This is a genomic window from Oceanobacter sp. 4_MG-2023 (assembly GCF_030689165.1).
In the GTDB taxonomy this organism is placed as follows: domain Bacteria; phylum Pseudomonadota; class Gammaproteobacteria; order Pseudomonadales; family Oceanobacteraceae; genus Oceanobacter.
This window is the reverse complement of sequence record NZ_JAUYVV010000007.1, coordinates 64,398-81,671: the sequence shown is the minus strand read 5'-3', so window position 1 is coordinate 81,671 and position 17,274 is coordinate 64,398. Positions and strand designations below refer to the sequence as shown.

Here is a 17,274-nt window from a genome sequence, read left to right as displayed (position 1 = left end):
GAGAGCAGCAACAAGCTCACCGACTGGCTTTGGACTGTTCAACTGCGTCATTAGAGGCTCCTTGATTTAGAAGTTGAAATAGGCAACGTGTACCTCCAACACGTACAGCACCGGTGTGGCTTATGTGTCTGGAGGGAAGGCTTGAAATGAATAGTGTCCGACTGGAACTGATAAATAAAATATTAAAAATGTTCTTATAACATTTGAAAATAGTATTCAGATATGCGCCATCAATGTGCTCGTTGCGCCATTTGTGTGCATAATTAAAACAAGACCGGAGGATATTAAAACCCATGACCAATGTTGTTGATTAAGCAATAAGCCAACGGATCTCAGGCTGTATTACAGTTCCCAGACAAGGCGGAAGCTTGATAAAAGAGAAGGCTGCTCCCCTGAATATAGCGGGATTCAGAACAGCGGATCTGCTTCACTGACAAGGGTTGTGTTGTGGCCAATGTAGCCAGGATATGCTTTCAGATTAATATCATTATTTAATAATTATCGCCGTTGCAGGCTATTAAATATGAGGTGCAGGTCCATGCGGGCAGCCAGCCCATAACAACGATATGTCGCGCTGCTGCTATCAAAAAACGGATGTTATTACATGATAAATTCATGACTCGGCGTGCGATGGATATCGATATGTCTGGTTATCGGTTATCGGTTTTCGTGTTTATGGCCGTTTGTCAATCAGAGACGGCTGAATTTATTTATCAGACCGTACACCAGATAATACCCAATGTTTATCCTGGCTCCTGTGGAAATAACAAAGCCCTGTGGTTACAGGGCTTTGTTAGAGTTATTCAGCGTTATAAACAAGAATGACTAGAACGGAATATCATCGTCAAAATCATCAAAGCTGTTGCCCTGTTGTGGTGCCGGTGCTGCTTGAGGTGCAGGGGCTTGTTGATAACCACCGGGGGCTGGCTGCTGTGGAGCCCGTTGTTGGGGCTGTTGCGGTGCCTGCTGTGGTGCTTGTTGTGGCGGCTGTTGCATTGGTGGTTGTTGAGGTTGGGGAGCCGGTTGTTGATACGGCTGCTGATACCCCCCCTGAGGGTTGTTATGCATGGGGGCTTGTGGTGCTGGTCGCTGTGCAGGCTGTTGCGGCGCTTGCTGTGGTTGCTGGCCATAACCCTGACCTCCCATACCACCCTGGGCTGGTGGAGTCGGGTTCATCATGCTTGCAGCCCCTTGTGGCGGGTAGCCAGCACCAGCGCCCATACCGTTGCTCATGTCGCCACCATTGCTGTTGCGGCTGTCGAGCATCATCATGTCGTTACAGATGATTTCCGTGGTGTAGCGTTTGACGCCGTCTTTTTCCCATTCGCGGGTTCTCAAACGACCTTCAAAGTAGGCTCTGGAACCTTTTTTCAGATACTGCTGGCAGATTTCTGCCAATTTGCCGTACACGGTCAAACGGTGCCATTCGGTTTGTTCTACCTTTTGGCCGGTTTGTTTGTCGTTGTAGCTTTCATCGGTCGCCATCGTCATGTTGGCAACGGCATTGCCATTCGGCATGTAGCGTACTTCCGGGTCTCGGCCCAGAGTACCAATCAGTGTCACTTTGTTAACGCTGCGACCCATGAGATTCTCCTGTGGTATGTGTAATGGCGCGTGCCAGTTCCTGATCAAACTCGCTGGCAGTCACTTTTAGATAAACAGCCTGCTCTTCTGGTAATTCGGTGAGTTCGGCGACGCCGTTGAGCGCCAGCAAAGCCCGGTGCTGATACTGGGATAATGGGCTCGGCAGGGTGATTCGCACACTGCTGAGGTGACGCGGAGCAGGTGTCATCAGCATCAATAATCCCCATAACAACACGGCGGCAGCAAAAATGGCAAATACACTGCTTGCCCCCCAATGAGACAGCACCCAGCCACCGATAGTGCCACCGGCGAAGGCACCCAGGAATTGCATGCTGGAATAAATCCCCATGGCACTGCCTTTGGAACCAGCCGGGGCAATTTTACTGAGCCAGGACGGCAGGCTGGCTTCCATCAGATTAAAGCCGAGGAAGTACAACAGCATCAATACGGCCCAGTGCCATAACGAAACTGCTTGTGTCATCAACAGTAGAGCAAGCAGAATCAGAGCGGCAGCGATCAGTACCACATTTTTCATCTGACGGCGTTTTTCCGCAATAATAATCAGTGGAATCATCAGGCCAAAGGCCAGTATCAGTACCGGCAAATACAAGTAACTATGGTGCTCTGGTGGCAGATCAAGATTGCTGAGTTGCAACGGGATGGCGACAAAAATAGCCACCATCAGGGCGTGTAACACAAAGATGCCGATATTTAATGGCCAGAGAGATTTGTTGGCGAGCTGCAGCCGCACTTCACTGAGCACGGCGACGGAGTCACGGTGGCGGGTTCGTGGTGGCGAAGGAATCAGCAGCAGGGTGACAGCAATACCGCCCAGCGCCAAAACACCGGTTAGCGTAAAAATCAGTGACAGTCCGCCGATACCGGCCAGCCAGGGGCCAACGACCAGCGCGACCGAGAACGACAAGCCAATACTGGCACCAATAAAGGCCATGGCTTTCATGCGGCTCTGTTCATTGGTGAGATCGGTGACCAGTGCCATGATGGCACTGGCAATCGCGCCGCCTCCTTGCAGGGCGCGGCCAATAATCAGGCCATAGACACTCTCGGCATTGGCGGCAATCAGGCTGCCAGCGGCAAAAATCAGCAACCCGGCGATAATCACGGGTTTGCGGCCAATACGGTCAGACAAGGCGCCCGCAGGAATTTGCAGCAGTGCCTGGGTCAAGCCATAGACCCCCATGGCCAGACCAAGCAGCTCGGGGGTGGCATCTTTCAGCGTCAGGCCGTCCAGCATAAGGACGGGCAGTACCATAAACAGGCCCAGCATACGCAGGGCGTAAAGGGCAGCGAGTGAGGCGATGGCGCGCTGTTGTGCGGATTCAGGTATGGCGGTCATGCGATGTCCAGTGAGAGGAGCCAGCCCTGGCTTCCGGGGTCGGTAACGGCAGTCGAGTTTAAAAAGTGCGCCAGTTTAACAGGAATAACAGCCAGTTTTCAGTAATGACGTAGGGGAGTTCGTGGTTCCGTTGGAATTTTTTGAAAACTAGGAATTGTGTCTGTTTCATGCTCTTTTTTTGAGCGTTTGATTGGGTAGAATTATTCTCAACCGTCATGGGCAGGGTGTGCCGGTGGCAAGTCAGGTCAAGGAGAGACGTTATGGATCGGCAATACAGTACCGACAGGCGCTACATCCTGTTATTCGGACGCCAGAATCTGCAGAACGCGATATTGCTGGATTATATTCAGACCCACCTTGGGCTGCATGCCCAGCTGGTGCATAAACTGGCCTGGCCTCCCGCGCATTTTCCTGCTGATGGACAGACTCTGCTGATGTTTGACACCGATGGTGTCCGGCCAGAGCGGCTGGCCAGAATCCTGGATGAGATTTACGAGGCCGATGCCGTGTCGCTGATCGGGTTATTTAATGTGCCGGAGCATCATGCACTGGAAGAGTTTATTTGCTGGCCGCGAGTCAGTGCCCTGTTTTATCGTCATACAAGCCAGAGTCTGCTGCTTGAGGGTATCAAGGCCGTGTTTAATGGCGAATTATGGCTGCCTCGCAAGTTGGTGAATGATCACCTTGAACGGACGCGGCAGCGGCCAAGGGCGCTTGAGCCGCCTCCTGTGTCACTGACGGGGCGGGAAGCTGAAATTCTGCATCTGGTAGAAACGGGTGCCACCAACCAGGATATCGCCGATGCCCTGGAAGTCAGTACCCATACGATAAAAACGCATCTATACAATCTGTTTAAAAAAATAGGCGTCAAGAACCGGGTGCAGGCCATTAACTGGGCCAAGGAGCACCTCAGCAGTATCACTGTCTGATTGGCAGGTTAAGCTGGATGGCTACCGTATTGCTGGGGATTGCTGGCGACTTCCGTTGCATCAATGGGGCAGCAATCGTGTATCAATGGCGCATCAATGCTTGATACGGAAGGCATGGCAGCGTTGGATGGCGGCTCTGTTGGCCGAATAAACAGATCAATCCTGTATCTGGGCACAGGTTCTATTACAATAGCGCTTTTGCCTTGGTGTAAAGAGCTGCATGGACAAGATTCTGGTCAGGGGTGCGCGCACTCACAACCTCAAAAACGTTGATCTGGATATTCCACGCGACAAACTGGTGGTGATTACTGGCCTGAGCGGGTCGGGTAAGTCCTCGTTGGCATTTGATACGCTGTATGCCGAGGGGCAGCGCCGTTATGTTGAGTCGCTATCAACCTACGCCCGCCAGTTTCTGAGTGTGATGGAGAAGCCCGATGTCGATCTGATCGAAGGGTTGTCCCCGGCGATTTCCATCGAGCAAAAGTCCACCTCGCACAATCCTCGTTCCACGGTGGGTACCGTCACCGAAATCTACGATTATTTGCGCTTGCTGTTTGCTCGTGTCGGCACGCCGCGTTGCCCGGATCACGGGGTTGCCCTGGAAGCCCAAACCGTCAGCCAGATGGTTGATGGCATCCTGACGCTGGCGGAAGACAGCAAGCAGATGATTCTGGCTCCGGTGGTGCGTGACCGCAAAGGTGAGCATGCCAATATCTTCGATAGCCTGCGGGCGCAAGGGTATGTGCGTGTACGTATCGATGGCCGTATCTATGATCTGGACGATACCCCGGATCTCGACAAGCGGCGCAAACACAGCATTGAAGTGGTCGTCGATCGCTTCAAGGTCAAACCCGGTCTTGAGCAACGGTTGTCGGAATCCATCGAAACCTGTCTGGAACTCAGTGGTGGCCTGGCGCTGGTGACACCGATGGATGACGACGATGCCGAGCCGTTATTGTTCTCATCACAATTTTCCTGCCCTCATTGTGGTTACAGCCTGTCGGAACTGGAACCCCGGTTGTTTTCGTTTAACAACCCGGCTGGTGCCTGCACCACCTGTGATGGTCTGGGGGTCAAACAGTTTTTTGACCCGGACCGGGTGATTACCGACCCGAGCCTGTCGATTGGCGAAGGGGCGATTCGTGGCTGGGATCGCCGCAGCGTCTATTATTTTCAGCTGCTGAGCGCCGTCGCCGAGCATTATGGCTTTCAGCTGGATGTCCCCTTTGCCGAATTGAGCGTGCAGGCCCAGGAGCAACTGCTGTACGGCAGTGGTGATGAAGAAATCGGTTTTGTGTATGTCAATTCACGCGGCGACCAGATTCGCAAACAGCATCCTTTCGAAGGAGTGTTGCCCAACCTTGAGCGGCGTTATCACGAGACCGAATCACAAACCGTCCGGGAAGAGTTATCCAAGTACCTGAGTGTACAGCCCTGCCCGGATTGTGGTGGTTCGCGCTTGCGCCAGGAAGCCCGCAATGTCTTTATTGAAGACAAGAACATCCATGCCTGTACCAGCATGTCGATTGAAGATGCCCACGCCTATTTTAGCCAGCTGGTGTTGGCGGGTAACAAGGGCGATATCGCCGAGAAAATCCTCAAGGAAATCCGCGAGCGATTACGCTTTCTGGTGAATGTCGGGCTGGAATATCTGAGCCTGAACCGCAGTTCCGATACCTTGTCCGGGGGAGAATCCCAGCGGATTCGTCTGGCTTCCCAGATCGGTGCCGGGCTGGTGGGAGTCTTGTATATTCTGGATGAACCTTCCATTGGTTTGCATCAGCGTGACAACGACCGTCTGCTGCAGACGCTGTTTCATTTGCGGGATCTCGGCAACACCGTGTTGGTGGTAGAGCACGATGAAGATGCCATGCGCAGCGCGGACTATCTGATCGATATTGGCCCTGGTGCCGGTGTGCATGGCGGTCAGGTGATTGCCCAGGGGACGCCGGCACAAGTGGCAGCGGATCCGAACTCGGTGACGGGGGAATACCTGTCGGGGGCACGGGCTATCCAAGTGCCGGAAACACGGACGCCGTACCCACTGAGCAAGGAACTGAAACTCAAGGGTGCTCGTGGCAACAACCTGAACGATGTTGACCTGACCATTCCGCTGGGGCTGATGACCTGTATCACCGGGGTATCCGGCTCAGGCAAGTCGACGCTGATTAACCGGACTCTGTATCCACTGGCGGCCACGGCCCTGAATGGCGCCACAACACTCAAGGCGTCTGAGCACGACAGCATTCAAGGGCTGGGCCTGCTCGACAAGGTGGTCGATATTGACCAAAGTCCGATCGGTCGTACCCCGCGTTCCAACCCGGCCACTTATACCGGTATTTTTACCCCGGTACGTGAGCTGTTTGCCGGTACCCAGGAAGCCCGTTCCCGTGGTTACAAGGCTGGTCGTTTTTCCTTTAACGTCAAGGGTGGCCGCTGCGAAGCCTGTCAGGGTGACGGGGTCATCAAGGTGGAAATGCACTTTCTGGCCGATGTGTATGTGCCATGTGATGTCTGCCACGGCAAACGTTATAACCGTGAAACACTGGATGTGCGCTACAAGGGCAAAAATATCCACGAAGTGCTGGATATGACGGTAGAAGATGCCCGCGACTTTTTTGATGCCATCCCGGCGGTGGCGCGTAAATTACAAACCCTGATGGATGTTGGCCTGAGCTATATTCGATTAGGGCAGGCTGCGACGACCTTGTCAGGGGGCGAAGCGCAACGGGTCAAACTGGCGAAAGAGCTGTCGAAGAGAGATACCGGCAAAACCCTGTATATCCTTGATGAACCAACCACCGGGTTGCACTTCCACGATATTGAGCAGCTGTTGGCGGTGCTGCATCGCTTGCGTAATGACGGTAATACCGTGGTGGTGATTGAGCATAATCTGGATGTGATCAAGACCGCGGACTGGGTGGTCGATCTTGGCCCGGAAGGCGGTTCCAAAGGGGGGTATATCATTGTGGAAGGTACGCCGGAAATGATCGCCGCGAGTGAACAATCCTACACTGGCCGTTTCCTTGAACCATTGCTGGACGTGGCCCGGCAACGCCAGAGCTGATGGCCGGGCGGTTGATTTGTCGCGCTTGTGAACGCCCCGTCAGCGTCTGTTTGTGTGAGGCGCTGGTGCGGCGGGAAGCGCCACTGGATCTGGTGATCTGGCAAGATCCGAATGAAGCGCGGCATCGTTTGTCGACGGCGCCACTGCTGCATAAAAGCATTATCAACAGTCGGCTGGTGGTGGCGGACCGGTGTGATCCGGTCGCTTTGCTCGGGCAAGACTGGCATCAGAATACGGTGCTGTTGTTTCCACTGGAGGGCAGGTCAGGCGCTTGCTGTTGTTAAACCCCTGGCTGACCCGTCTGCCATATTTGCAGCTCACTCCGGCAGAGCTCAGCCGTTATCACCCCATTCGTAAATCCCCCCGGCCGGATGGCCTGTCAACGCTGGAGGCTGCGGTGGCAGGACTGAATCGTCTGCAGGGGACATCTGGGTTTGATGACGTGGTGGGGGTACTCGACCGGTTGGTGGAGTTGCAGTTAGCGGCCCGGAAAACACCGGGCCAGTAAGTGCGGGCTAACCCGAGCTCAGTGGCACGTCAGGCTTGCCCTGCCATATTGGCAATCCGTAAGATCTGGCGATCAATCAGAGCCTGACTTTTTTCAGGTAACGTTGTGAGCCAATAGCCCGGTTGGTTATCACCATTCAAATCCGGTACTGCGGCGCCGGCTTCCCATTCCAGCCCGTATTCGGGCGGTAATTCACTGATCAGAGCCTGACTGGCCAGTAGCCGGAATGCTTCGCTGCGGCGGGCCAGGGTGGATGCCCAATACAGGCTATCACCGACCAGCCGGTGGCCATGGCTGTCGTCAGCAGGACCGGTCGGCGTGAGTAAGACCGGCCCCCAGTGCGCCGCTACCCGAAAACGGATATCGGCCAGTTGCGGGTTTTTCTGGCTAGCGTTACGCATCAGTCCCAGACACAGCTGGGCCGCGTAGACGCAGTGCAGCGTGTCACGTTCGCTTTCATCGTTGAGACCAAAAATCATCACAACACCGTCGTCCTGATAATGATCCAGCTTGCCGTTATAGAGTTTGGCGGCCTGATTTAACAAACGATGATATTCATTCAGAAGCTGCACCAGCTCATCCGTATCGAGCTGGGCCTGCAGGGTCGCCAGTTCGGTCATTTCGATATAGATCAAAGCGCAGTGCTGATAGCACAGGGTTTGGCCTGATGGGGGAGTACCCTGATAACGAAACTGGCCGAGGGCTTGGGCCATGGCCTGACGGTGACGCTGGTCGTCGCGCAAGACTGACAGGCCGCCGTGTAACTGCTCAAACTCCTCTATCGCTGCCGGTGGTGGAGGTAGCTGCAGCGGTTGGTTGTGACGGCTGTTTTTCAGGGCTCGGGACAACTGCTGTAAATAATGGGCGATCTGTTCTGCCAGAAAATAGCCCGCCAGCCCGGCCAGCATGGCACCAAGGCCGGTTGCTATCAGTGCCAGGGACAAATAATGGCCGCTGTCTCGGCGAGCAGGTGCCAGGTTGATATCCGCCTGGATAATCCCGACCACCTGATTATCCTGAGTGATGGAGCGGCTGATATTGATACGGTCGTCCAGGGTTTTACCTATTTCGGCAATAACCACGCCGTCGGTATCGAGCACTCGCAGGGCACTGATTTCTTCACCACGATGCCATTCTGTCAGCGCCAGATTGAGGCTGATCCGGTCACGTTGAATCAGGCTGTGGGCCAGCGTCATGGCGAGGCGTTGGGTTTGCTGGGTGGCATCCTGTTCCAGTCGCTGTTCCAGCTGATTGCTGAGATTGCTATAGGTCAGAAATGCGAGCAGTAGTCCGAATATCAGTACTTGTGTGGCTGCGGCGCAACCGCAGAGCAGGCTGAAATGAAAACTACAGGGCAACTTGAGCTGCATCGGGTCCGCCATTACGGTCTTGGAATTGGCTCTGACCGGAGATCACTGACGATAAGGGTGATGAGGTTACAACCGGGAGGTCGTACCGGTCGTTACCAACGCGGGTAACGTTGGAAATATTTCATCGGTCACAATCAGTACCATCGCAGTGATAGTCAGAGGTGTCTGAGGTGGTATTATAGGCGCCGCCCGATAGATGGCCAGAACCGAGCGGCCGTGATGCCAATCCCGTCGGGCTTCGGACGACCCATACAGAACCCAAGAGGAACCGCCATGAGCGACACCAAGCAATCTCTGCAAGAAAAACTGGAACAGCTGGAAAAAGGCCTGTTTCTGATGAGTGTTGACCGCCACCGTGCATTGTCTACTCATGAAACTACCGATCTGATTGAAGAGCTGCGTATCGTGCTGGCTGCGGCCAAGACCGATTTGGGCAAGCTGTAAACCGACAACCGCCTGAGGGCAACAGGAACGCATTGTGACTGAATTGGTTCTTATCCGGGTAACCGGTGCTGACAAACCCGGCCTGACCGCCAGTATCTCCGCGATTCTGGCCCAGTATGGTGTCACCATACTGGATATCGGCCAGGCTGAAATTCACGATACCTTGTCTTTGGGTATTCTCGCGGCGATTCCTGACAGTGCAGAATCCGCTCCGGTATTAAAAGATGTGTTGTTCAAAGCACACGCGCTGGGGCTTTCTATCCGCTTTACGCCGGTCACCGCCGAAAGTTACGAACACTGGGTGGCTGGTCAGGGTAAATCCCGTCATATCATTACGCTGTTGGCCCGTACCATTGAGGCCGATGCCATTGCCAGTGTGACCGCGATTGTGGCTGAGCATGGCCTGAATATCGATCAGATCAGCCGACTGTCTGGCCGGGTACCGCTGGATCAGGCAGAAAGTTGCCACGACAACACCCGTGCCTGTGTCGAATTTTCGGTTCGGGGCGAGGCTGACCAGAGTGAATTACGCGCCCGCTTTTTGGATATCGCGAATGAGCTGGGGGTTGATGTGGCGTTTCAGGCCGACGACGTGTATCGCCGTACGCGCCGGTTAGTGGCTTTTGATATGGATTCCACCCTGATTGAAACCGAAGTTATCGACGAGCTGGCCCGTGCTGCCGGTGTGGGTGATCAGGTTGCCGCCATCACCGAGCGGGCAATGCAGGGTGAGCTGGACTTCAAACAAAGTTTTGCCGAACGCATGGCGCTACTGAAAGGCCTGGATACCCGTGTACTGGACGGTATCGCTGAGCGCTTGCCTATCACCGAAGGGGCCGAGCGGTTGATCTACAATCTGCGGGCGCTGGGCTACAAGACCGCTATTTTGTCGGGTGGATTCAATTATTTTGGCCGCTATCTGCAACAGCGTCTGGGCATTGATTATGTCTTTGCCAATGAGCTGGAAATAGAAGATGGCCTGGTTACCGGACGTGTGATCGAGCCGGTGGTGGATGGTCAGCGTAAAGCCGATCTGTTACGGGAGCTGGCCAAAAAAGAAGGTATTCGCCTGGAGCAGACAATCGCAGTAGGGGATGGTGCCAATGACCTGCCGATGCTGAGTATTGCTGGCCTGGGCATTGCGTTTCGCGCCAAACCTCTGGTGCGGAAAAACGCCCGCAATTCGATCTCGACGCTGGGGCTGGATGGCATTCTGTATCTGCTGGGTTATCGGGATCGGGATATTGCTGAACCCGGTGCGACTGAACAGGTATAAACACCACTGTTACTGCTTATGTGGCTGACCCCATCGTTGGGTTGGCGAGCTTGTCAGGCAGCTTCTGATCAGAAGCTGCTTTCTTCTTCGAAGTTGTAATTCATGCTGCTTTGTGGCGCTTGTACATAATCCCCTTGCACAAAATGAACCCCCATTTGCCATAGACTGGCCAAGGTTGAGGCGCTGTCGACCATCGGGATAACGGTTTTCTTTTCTGCTTCGTGCAAAGCGGTTAACAGGGTTTGCAGCTGTTGCTGATTTTCCGGGCTTTGGCCCAGCTCACTGGTATAAGAGCCATCGAGCTTAACGTACTCAACCGCCAGATGTTGCAATGTACGTAAGGGGTTCAGAGAGCAACCAAAGTGATTGAGCGCGGTGGTAATACTGCTGGCATTCAGTTCGGAAACAAAGTGTTGGGCCTGCTTCAGTACGCGGGTAGCACTGTCTTCGGCCAGCTGTATGACCAGTGAGCCTTTTGGCAGGCGGGCTGCTCGCATCGCAACACTGATCCAGTTGGGCAGGCTGTCATCCTGGATGGACGGGGTCGCCAGATTAACAAAAACACGGGAGTTGTGACCCTGTTGTCGATGTTCTCCCAGCTGCTTGAGGGTATTGAGCAAGACCCAGCGATCGACCTTGCGTTTCAGGCCCTCATTGATATCGGGGTTGTTCATCAGCTCATCAGAGCTGATACAGCGACCATCGGCCAGAGGCAGTTGCATCAGCGCTTCGTAATGTTCAACGTCCTCACCACGCAGGCTGATTTTGGGCTGAAACAAGAGCTGGAAGCTGTTCTGGCGCAGAGCGTCGGTCACGGCTTCTTCGATACTGACATCCGCGACGACGACATCTTCAGGGATGTCCGGTACAAATAACATGACACCATTGCCATTGTGATGATCTGGCTGTTGATGTACTTGTTCACTGGCGGTGTGGGCATTTTGCAGCACATCTTCCGGGCGTGAACAGGTGTCGTTGATCAAGGCGACACCGATACTGGTGGTGACGGTGATGGTACGATCGCCAAGATCGATAAGCAGGCCTTCTACATGGCTGCGCAGTTGTTCTGCCAGTTTCATCGCCTGGTCAGAGCTGTAGCCAGTGAGGATGGTGGCAAAAATATCTTCGCTGATGCGGGCCAGACTGTGATCGGAGCCAATGGTTTTCTTGAGTGATTGGGACAGTTCGGACAGTACGGTATCGGCACGACTGATGCCGACCTCACTTTTGATTTTGCCAAAACCATCGATGTTCATATAAATAATGGCGCCGTTGCTGCCTCCAAGTACGGCATTATCGACGGCAATTTCCAGCTGGGCGATAAAGTAGGGCTTGTTGTACAGGCCCGTCATCATGTCGATATTGCTGACTTTGCGCAGCTTGTCTTCGAGAGCTGTATTCTTGGCGTGGGAGTGAATCGTGACCATGGTGCAACGTTCTTCGGCATAGCTCGCAGGTGAAAAATTCATTTGCATCGGAAACAGCTGCCCATCGCCGTCGACCCCAAGCGTGCTGAGCTCGGACTCTTTATGAGGGGCGTTGAGGTATTTTTTGAAGAAGCGTTTGAAGTCACTCTGACCAGAGCTATCGACCATATCCATCAAGGGCATGCCTTCCAGCTCATCGACGGATGAATAGCCAAACATGGACAGATAAGACGGGTTGGCAAAAATATGCATGCCGTCATGGACATAGGCAACGGCATCGCGAGAGCTTTCCAGCAGGGCCTGGGCGCGTTTTTCGGCGTCACGCAGGCGCACTTCGATGGATCGTAATTCCCGGCGATGTTTCAGATGACGCAGTTCACGCTGAATGGCCAGTACCATCAGGTTGCTTTCATCCCGGGGGACAACACTGCAGACACCGTGTCTGAGCGCGTTTTCCATGGCAATCAGATCAATCTCTTTACTGATCAGAATAATGGGTAAGTCTTTGTTTAGGCGGCGAATGCGCTCTTGCAGGGATGGGTAATGAACGCCGTTGGCGCCATCCTCGGCAATCAGCAGATCCCAGGATTTTTGTTCCAGCTGTTCGTCAAGGTCTTCCAGCGAGCTGATCTGGTGCGCGCGAGTGGCATTGCCTGAATTTCGTAGCAGGCTGACAATACCCTCTGCATCATTCTGGGATTGGGTATGAATCAGCAGGTGTAGTGTCTCTTGGTTGGTCGCCATGACTCGGGTCACTCAGTCTTATTGTTCGGGTCCGACCTTCCTGTCAGTTTTGCCCAAATGGGTTATCAAAGCCGGTTTTGATCAAAAACCGGCGAAGGCAGTACAAATAGCTGTTTGTGCGCATTTTGTGACAATAAACAATAATAACAGACAGATATTGTCACAATCATGATTGTAGCGGTATATGACCATTAAAGAGGGAAATGTCTGTCAAAATTTGTCATTAGTCATAATTAGAGACTTGCCAGCTTTGCCAGCCTCCTCCCGTACCAGCCTGGGAAGCAGGTAGCCGGGCAATTGCTGATGCAGTTGCTGGTAAATAGCCAGCGCCTCGGCAGTCGGAGTATCAAACTGGTGTGTGCCTGTGACCGGGTCGAGCAGATGCAGGTAGTAAGGCAGGATGCCGGCATCAAATAACGACTGGCTCAGTTCGATCAGGGTAGCGGCCTGGTTGTTGACGCCTTGCAGCAGTACCGACTGGTTCAGCAAGGTGATGCCCGCCTGGCGCAGTGTCTGGAGGTGTTGACGAAACAGCTCGTCGATCTCATGGGTATGGTTAATATGTAATACCACACTGATCGACAGGCGGCTGTGGCCGAGCAACTGCGCCAGGGCCGGGGTCAGGCGCTGGGGAATCACCACCGGCAAACGGGTATGAATACGCAAGCGTCGCACGTGAGGTATCTGCCCGATGGTATCAACCAACTCTGCCAGCGCCTCGTCTTTCAGCATTAATGGGTCGCCACCACTCAAAATCACCTCACTGATGGATGGGTCATCACGAACATAATCCAGCGCACTTTGCCATTGCCGGCGGCTGAGACGATTGTCGGCATAGTCAAAATGACGGCGAAAGCAGTAGCGACAGTTAACTGCACAGCCCGTCGCCGCCAGTAACAAGAGCCGACCCTGATATTTGTGAACGATACCGGGGGTGATATTGGCGTGTTGCTCATCCAGTGGATCACTGACATAACCCGGCATGGCGATAAGCTCTTCAGCGTCTGGCAGTACCTGGCGCAGCAAGGGATCGTGGGGGTTGCCAGGTTCCATTTTTTGCAGATATGGCGCAGGAACGAGCACCGGAAACGTACTGGCAGCCAGCTGTCGGTCGCTCAAATGAGTCGGAGCAAGATGCAGTGCCGAGAACAATTGTTCGGGGCTACGAATGGCGCTGGCCAGAATCTGTTGCCAGTCTTGCTGCTCAATGGCAGCAGATCGCGTTATGATGTGCACTTTATAACAATGTCCTACTCTAATTGGATTGCGAAATGGCGAACTATTCTACCAACGAATTTAAACCCGGTCTTAAAGTCATGATGGATGGAGAGCCGTGCTCCATTATTGAGAACGAATATGTAAAACCCGGCAAAGGTCAGGCATTTAACCGCGTCAAACTGCGCAACTTGCGTATTGGCCGGGTGATTGAAAAAACCTTCAAGTCCGGCGAATCACTCGAAGGTGCCGACGTGATGGAAGTCGACATGGAATACCTCTACAACGATGGCGAATTCTGGCACTTCATGGCCACCGATGGTTCTTTTGAACAACACGGTGCCTCTGCTGAAGCGGTTGGCGATACCGTCAAATGGCTGAAAGAGCAAGACCAGTATGTCGTCACTCTGTTTAACGGTGCCATCCTGACCGTTGCGCCAGCCAACTTTGTTGAGCTGGAAGTGGCAGAAACCGACCCGGGCATGAAAGGGGATACGGCACAGGGTGGCAGCAAGCCGGCGACGCTGGTGACCGGTGCGGTCGTGAAAGTCCCACTGTTTATCAATATCGGCGACATCTTGCGGATTGATACCCGCTCAGGTGAATACGTCAGCCGTGCCTGATCGATAACCGTGACTGATCCAAAAGGAGCCTGACGGCTCCTTTTTTTGTCGGCGTCTGGTGCGGCTGGCCGATAGTCTGACCTGACTTTATCATTTCATGACTGGATACATGCGTAGAGAATCTTATGACCAAATGCTGGACCCCGACGGCTTCCCTTGCCGCGCTTCAAGCCAGAGCCTTGATGTATCAACAGATCCGTCAGTTTTTCGCCGAGCGGCAGGTGCTGGAAGTAGAAACACCGCTGTTGGCCCAGGCTCCGGTGAGTGATCCGAATATTGAACCCATGGCCACAGCCGATGGCCGTTATTTGCATACCTCGCCGGAGTATGCGATGAAACGGCTGTTATGTGCCGGTAGTGGTGATATCTACCAGATCTGTAAAGTTTTCCGCCGGGGTGAAGCCGGTCGCCGCCATAACCCGGAATTCTCCATGCTGGAATGGTACCGGTTGGACTGGAACGAGCATCAGTTGATGGATGAAGTAGCGGATATTGCCGTCCTGATGCTGGGACTGCCATCAACACCGCCCCGGGTGATGCTGACTTATCAGCAGGCATTGTTGCAGTACGCCGGTCTGGACCCGTTGCAGTGCCGTGATGTGACGATTGCTGAGTGTGGCCAGCAGCTGGCTGGGCAAGATCTGTCGCTGGATCGGGATGGCTGGCTCGACGTTATCATGAGTCATGCGGTTGAGCCTGCCTTGCCACGGGATACCCTGGTATTTGTTTACGACTTTCCGGCATCCCAGGCGGCACTGGCTAAAACCCGCCGGACGGTCGATGGTCATGATGTGGCTGAGCGTTTTGAGCTGTTCTGGAACGGTGCAGAGTTGGCCAATGGTTATCATGAATTGACGGATGTTGCTGAACAGACGCGCCGTTTTGAGCAGGAAGCTAACGGTCGTCCAATTGATAAGCGGCTACTGGCGGCACTGGGTTCCGGCTTGCCGCCATGTGCCGGGGTAGCCATGGGACTGGATCGGTTATTGATGCAGCGGTTACAGGTCTCCACAATTGCTGAGGTATTAAGCTTCGATTGGCTGCAGGCCTGACATTTTCGCGCAAACATTTTCAGTAACTTACCGCTTGCCAGACCTGATTGACAGAAGGTTATGGTCAGATTTCCCCTCACGTAGTGAGGGTAGATAGGATGACTGGAAAGCAGGCGTTAAGCCGGTTGCTGTTGATGGTGGGGATTGTGACGGGCGCGGTGATGGCCATGCATTCACCGCTGGTGGCAGCTGCAGGAATTGATTGTGAACTGATGATTGCCCGGGTGGGCGTTGGCGGTGGTTTGCAAGTCCGGGTGCCATTAACCCGTATGGTGGCTGAGGATCAGCAAACCCTGCAACACCTGAAGTCGGCTGACGCCGAACAGATTGCCCATTTGATGACGTCACTCAGCCGGGTTATCTGGCCGGGTCATGAGCAACAGAGCGAGCAATGGCGTTTTGCTGATATGCATCTGGATGGTAGTCAGCAGTGGCTGGTCTTGCGTATCCGGCCACAAGGCAGCTTGCCGGATATGCCCGGTGGTTGCCTTGTGGCCAGTCGGCACTGATAAAGAGATACCGATAAATAGACGCTGACGTTATCAGGTACGGGGTTTGTCGGTGTCTGATTCCGGGGTGTGTTCATCAACAGGTGACGGTTGGTCGGTACCGTCGGGAGCCTGTGTTTCTTCTTTTTTGATCTCTTCTGCTTCAACAGCTTCAACAGCTTCAACCGTATCCGTTACCGGCTGCTCTGTTGCCGGTGTCAGGGTTTCCTGTGCTGCTGAAGTGCTGCTTGGGCTGCTGTGAGTGTCTGTTTCTGCTTCAGCTTGTTCTGTTTCTGGCTCTGGCTCTGTTGTTTCCGGTTCATCAGGGCGCAGTGCACTGATTGAGCCCAGTCGGCTACCCATTCGAATCGGGCTACCGGCCTCCAGCTCCTTGCTCCAGTCGACCATGCCATCCGGGAAACACAGCACCACAGTGGAGCCAAGGCAGAAGCGGCCCATTTCTTCACCCTTATCCAGTTCCACCGGTTGCGGATCACGATAATCCGTTACCTTGATCTTGCGCGAGGCCGGGGTGATCTGGCCAGCCCAGACGGTTTCAATGGCCGCCACAATCATGGCACCCACCAGCACCATGGCCATGGGGCCGTGTTCGGTATCAAAAATACAGACCAGTCGTTCGTTACGGGCAAACAGACCGGGAACCCGTTCAGCAGTGGTCTGATTGACCGAAAACAGTGCTCCGGGGACGTAGATCATTTCTCGCAGTTTGCCGGGCATCGGCATATGGACACGATGATAATCCCGTGGCGACAGATACAGGGTGGCAAACTGGCCACCGGCAAAGTCTTCAGCGCGCTGACGCGAGCCACCCAGTAATTCAGTCAGGGAAAAAGCCTGACCCTTGGCCTGGAAAATACGCCCGTGCTGAATCCGGCCCAATTGGGAAACCGTGCCGTCAACCGGTGACAACAGGCTGTCAACGGCTTGATCCTGGGGTCGGGCTTCGGGCAGCAGTTCACGGGTAAAAAAGTCGTTAAAACTGCGAAAGTCCTGCGGGTGCTGACGCTGGGCTTCATCCAGGCGTACGTCGTACTGACGGATAAAGCGGGTGATCAGCTGGTTTTTGAGCCAGCGGCTTTCACAGGCAGCCAATTTGCCAACCAGACGAGACAGCCAGTGGTGAGGCAGCACGTATTGGCTGGCAATAAACAGATCATCTTTTAACAAAG

At 54.0% G+C, this 17,274-nt stretch carries 13 protein-coding genes and 1 pseudogene; 8 read left to right on the top strand and 6 right to left on the bottom strand.

What is annotated here, in order from left to right; translation table 11 throughout:
• Window positions 1-825 precede the first annotated feature (825 nt).
• Both ssb and Q8W24_RS07140 read right to left on the bottom strand, forming a co-directional pair.
• On the bottom strand, window positions 826-1,584 hold the full coding sequence (gene ssb / locus Q8W24_RS07145; RefSeq protein WP_305452030.1) for a single-stranded DNA-binding protein: 759 nt from the start codon (window positions 1,582-1,584) through the stop codon (window positions 826-828).
• Entirely contained in the window at window positions 1,568-2,941 is a 1,374-nt protein-coding gene (locus Q8W24_RS07140) for an MFS transporter (protein WP_303433143.1), read from the bottom strand. Before Q8W24_RS07140 ends, ssb begins: the two co-directional genes overlap by 17 nt.
• Window positions 2,942-3,201: 260 nt before the next feature.
• Here Q8W24_RS07140 and Q8W24_RS07135 point away from each other — a divergent pair, with 260 nt between their 5' ends.
• From Q8W24_RS07135 to Q8W24_RS07125, 3 genes and pseudogenes are all read left to right on the top strand, one after another.
• The gene (locus Q8W24_RS07135; RefSeq protein WP_305414741.1) at window positions 3,202-3,870 is read left to right on the top strand and encodes a LuxR C-terminal-related transcriptional regulator; all 669 of its coding nucleotides are present in this window, start codon (window positions 3,202-3,204) and stop codon (window positions 3,868-3,870) included.
• Between the two features lie 220 nt (window positions 3,871-4,090).
• Window positions 4,091-6,937: an excinuclease ABC subunit UvrA gene (gene uvrA, locus Q8W24_RS07130; RefSeq protein ID WP_305474870.1), complete on the top strand. Its 2,847-nt coding sequence runs from the start codon at window positions 4,091-4,093 to the stop codon at window positions 6,935-6,937.
• Window positions 6,937-7,445 (top strand): annotated as a pseudogene (locus Q8W24_RS07125) (DTW domain-containing protein). The gene uvrA and the pseudogene Q8W24_RS07125 overlap by 1 nt, the downstream one beginning before the upstream one ends.
• 29 nt (window positions 7,446-7,474) lie before the next feature.
• On the opposite strand, the gene Q8W24_RS07120 reads toward Q8W24_RS07125, so the two are convergent.
• Complete coding sequence (locus Q8W24_RS07120) at window positions 7,475-8,815, bottom strand: adenylate/guanylate cyclase domain-containing protein (protein ID WP_305474868.1); 1,341 nt, start codon at window positions 8,813-8,815, stop codon at window positions 7,475-7,477.
• A gap of 273 nt (window positions 8,816-9,088) precedes the next feature.
• On the opposite strand from Q8W24_RS07120, the gene Q8W24_RS07115 reads away from it, so the two are divergent.
• Both Q8W24_RS07115 and serB read left to right on the top strand, forming a co-directional pair.
• Window positions 9,089-9,259 carry a hypothetical protein gene (locus Q8W24_RS07115; protein ID WP_303433152.1) on the top strand — a complete coding sequence of 57 codons (171 nt, stop codon included), beginning with the start codon at window positions 9,089-9,091 and terminating at the stop codon, window positions 9,257-9,259.
• Window positions 9,260-9,293: 34 nt separating this feature from the next.
• On the top strand, window positions 9,294-10,535 hold the full coding sequence (gene serB / locus Q8W24_RS07110; protein ID WP_305474866.1) for a phosphoserine phosphatase SerB: 1,242 nt from the start codon (window positions 9,294-9,296) through the stop codon (window positions 10,533-10,535).
• A 68-nt stretch (window positions 10,536-10,603) separates the two neighbouring features.
• Here the strand turns inward: serB and Q8W24_RS07105 are convergent, their stop codons facing one another.
• The gene (locus Q8W24_RS07105) at window positions 10,604-12,706 is read right to left on the bottom strand and encodes an EAL domain-containing protein (protein ID WP_305474863.1); all 2,103 of its coding nucleotides are present in this window, start codon (window positions 12,704-12,706) and stop codon (window positions 10,604-10,606) included.
• A gap of 210 nt (window positions 12,707-12,916) precedes the next feature.
• A complete protein-coding gene (gene epmB, locus Q8W24_RS07100; protein ID WP_305474860.1) occupies window positions 12,917-13,942 on the bottom strand; it encodes an EF-P beta-lysylation protein EpmB in 1,026 nt (341 codons plus the stop codon).
• Window positions 13,943-13,977: 35 nt separating this feature from the next.
• On the opposite strand from epmB, the gene efp reads away from it, so the two are divergent.
• The 3 genes from efp to Q8W24_RS07085 all read left to right on the top strand — a co-directional run bounded on the left by efp (window position 13,978) and on the right by Q8W24_RS07085 (window position 16,105).
• Window positions 13,978-14,544: an elongation factor P gene (efp, locus tag Q8W24_RS07095; protein ID WP_303433158.1), complete on the top strand. Its 567-nt coding sequence runs from the start codon at window positions 13,978-13,980 to the stop codon at window positions 14,542-14,544.
• Window positions 14,545-14,669: 125 nt separating this feature from the next.
• Window positions 14,670-15,596 carry an EF-P lysine aminoacylase EpmA gene (epmA, locus tag Q8W24_RS07090; RefSeq protein ID WP_305452025.1) on the top strand — a complete coding sequence of 309 codons (927 nt, stop codon included), beginning with the start codon at window positions 14,670-14,672 and terminating at the stop codon, window positions 15,594-15,596.
• A gap of 98 nt (window positions 15,597-15,694) precedes the next feature.
• Window positions 15,695-16,105 (top strand): hypothetical protein, encoded by a 411-nt coding sequence (locus Q8W24_RS07085; protein ID WP_303433161.1) that lies wholly within the window; start codon window positions 15,695-15,697, stop codon window positions 16,103-16,105.
• A 33-nt stretch (window positions 16,106-16,138) separates the two neighbouring features.
• Here Q8W24_RS07085 and asd read toward each other — a convergent pair whose 3' ends face one another.
• Window positions 16,139-17,272 (bottom strand): archaetidylserine decarboxylase, encoded by a 1,134-nt coding sequence (gene asd, locus Q8W24_RS07080; protein ID WP_370693311.1) that lies wholly within the window; start codon window positions 17,270-17,272, stop codon window positions 16,139-16,141.
• Window positions 17,273-17,274 lie beyond the last annotated feature (2 nt).

What these genes read in the sequence shown, in the direction of transcription:
- Q8W24_RS07140 (WP_303433143.1), bottom strand. Translation starts at nt 2,941, where the DNA reads ATGACCGCCATACCTGAATCCGCACAACAGCGCGCCATCGCCTCACTC.
- Q8W24_RS07135 (WP_305414741.1), top strand. Translation starts at nt 3,202, where the DNA reads ATGGATCGGCAATACAGTACCGACAGGCGCTACATCCTGTTATTCGGA.
- ssb (WP_305452030.1), bottom strand. Translation starts at nt 1,584, where the DNA reads ATGGGTCGCAGCGTTAACAAAGTGACACTGATTGGTACTCTGGGCCGA.
- Q8W24_RS07105 (WP_305474863.1), bottom strand. Translation starts at nt 12,706, where the DNA reads ATGGCGACCAACCAAGAGACACTACACCTGCTGATTCATACCCAATCC.
- efp (WP_303433158.1), top strand. Translation starts at nt 13,978, where the DNA reads ATGGCGAACTATTCTACCAACGAATTTAAACCCGGTCTTAAAGTCATG.
- Q8W24_RS07085 (WP_303433161.1), top strand. Translation starts at nt 15,695, where the DNA reads ATGACTGGAAAGCAGGCGTTAAGCCGGTTGCTGTTGATGGTGGGGATT.
- Q8W24_RS07115 (WP_303433152.1), top strand. Translation starts at nt 9,089, where the DNA reads ATGAGCGACACCAAGCAATCTCTGCAAGAAAAACTGGAACAGCTGGAA.
- uvrA (WP_305474870.1), top strand. Translation starts at nt 4,091, where the DNA reads ATGGACAAGATTCTGGTCAGGGGTGCGCGCACTCACAACCTCAAAAAC.
- Q8W24_RS07120 (WP_305474868.1), bottom strand. Translation starts at nt 8,815, where the DNA reads ATGCAGCTCAAGTTGCCCTGTAGTTTTCATTTCAGCCTGCTCTGCGGT.
- epmA (WP_305452025.1), top strand. Translation starts at nt 14,670, where the DNA reads ATGACCAAATGCTGGACCCCGACGGCTTCCCTTGCCGCGCTTCAAGCC.